The following is a 1,643-nucleotide window of genomic DNA, read 5'->3' on the forward strand; positions in this document are numbered from 1 at the left end:
AGCCGCGCGCCGCGCCCGCGGGCGTCCGCCACGTGATCCCCGGAGAGTTGACTTGAACGTTTTGGTGGACAACTTCGCGATGTTTCGCGAAGGGTTCTTCGGAACCGTCGAGCTGACGGCGCTCAGCTCACTGCTCGCACTGGTGCTGGGCACCCTCATGGCCGCGTTCCGCGTCTCTCCGGTGCCCGCCCTGCGCATATTCGGCACGGCCTGGGTGACGCTGCTGCGCAACACCCCGCTGGTGCTCCTGTTCCTCGTCGTCACCCTGGGCCTGCCCGCGCTGGGCCTCAAGGGGTGGGACTCCTTCTGGCTCGCCGTGATGGCGCTGGGGTGCTACACCTCCGCCTTCATCTGCGAGGCGATCCGCTCCGGCATCAACACGGTGCCGGTGGGGCAGGCCGAGGCCGCCCGGTCGATCGGCATGACCTTCGGCCAGACGCTCGGCCAGATCGTGCTGCCGCAGGCGGGGCGCACGGCGCTGCCGCCGATCGGCAGCCTGCTGATCGCCCTCACCAAGAACTCGGCGATCGCCTCCGGCTTCAACGTCACCGAGCTGGGCTCGGTGCAGCAGACGCTGAACTCGGCCGCCGGCTACAACATCTACGTGATCTTCGTGTGGATCGCGATCAGCTACATGATCATCACTTTCGCGCTCAGCGGCCTCTTCCGGCTGCTGGAGAACCGGCTGGCGGTGGCCCGATGAGTTCCAGCGTCCTCTATGACGTGCCGGGGCCGAAATCCCGGGTGCGCAACCGGATCTACGGCCTGCTCTCCACGGTCGCGATCCTCGGGCTGATCGCCTTCGTCATCTACAAGTTCAACGACACCGGGCAGTTCCAGGCCGGGCTCTGGGAGGCGTACGAGTACACCGACACCCAGCAGCGCATCGTCGACGGCCTGCTGACGACGCTCAAGACCTTCGCGATCGCCGCGGCGCTCTCGGTGGCGCTCGGCGCGGTGCTGGCGGTCGGGCGGCTCTCCGACCACAAGCCGGTCCGGTGGGCGGCGACGGTGATCGTGGAGTTCTTCCGCGCGATGCCGCTGCTGATCATGATCTTCCTGCTGTTCGCGGCGGTCTTCACGACCGAGCCCATGTGGGCGCTGATCATCGGTCTGACGCTCTACAACGGCTCGGTGCAGGCGGAGATCTTCCGGTCCGGCATCAACGCCGTGCCCAAGGGGCAGGGCGAGGCCGCGTACGCCATCGGGCTCCGCAAGACCCAGGTGATGACCACCGTCCTGGTGCCCCAGGCGGTCCGCTCGATGCTGCCGTCGATCATCAGCCAGCTCGTGGTGACCCTCAAGGACACCTCGCTCGGCTTCGTGATCCTCTACGAGGAGCTGCTCTTCGTCGGCAAGTCCTTCGCCCAGCAGACCCCGCCGGTGAACGGCGTGTACGCCTTCATTCCGATGGTGATCGTCTTCGGTTCCCTCTACATCCTGCTCTGCCTCGCCCTGTCCTCGCTCGCCACCTGGGTCGAGCGGCGCAGCCGGCACAGCCGCAAGGGCACCCCGCCCGCCCTCAAGGGCACCGCCGCGACCGTCATGGTCGACCCCGGCCACAGCGCCGCGTCCGGCCCCGGCGACGCCGGGACGGGTCCGGACGGCCCCAAGGCCCCTTGACGCGCCATGTGATGACGCCC

Annotated in this window: 2 protein-coding genes; both read left to right on the plus strand. The window is 68.1% G+C overall.

The features are described from left to right. Nucleotides 1-52: 52 nt before the first annotated feature. Nucleotides 53-703 (plus strand): amino acid ABC transporter permease, encoded by a 651-nt coding sequence (locus tag ACFU99_RS42940; RefSeq protein WP_363224415.1) that lies wholly within the window; start codon nt 53-55, stop codon nt 701-703. Further along, the gene (locus ACFU99_RS42945; RefSeq protein ID WP_384404026.1) at nt 700-1,623 is read left to right on the plus strand and encodes an amino acid ABC transporter permease; all 924 of its coding nucleotides are present in this window, start codon (nt 700-702) and stop codon (nt 1,621-1,623) included. The genes ACFU99_RS42940 and ACFU99_RS42945 overlap by 4 nt, the downstream gene beginning before the upstream one ends. Nucleotides 1,624-1,643 lie beyond the last annotated feature (20 nt).

Source organism: Streptomyces sp. NPDC057654, from assembly GCF_042800135.1.
GTDB lineage: Bacteria > Actinomycetota > Actinomycetes > Streptomycetales > Streptomycetaceae > Streptomyces.

Coding starts and splice junctions, on each gene's coding strand:
- ACFU99_RS42945 (WP_384404026.1), top strand. CDS start 700: ATGAGTTCCAGCGTCCTCTATGACGTGCCGGGGCCGAAATCCCGGGTG.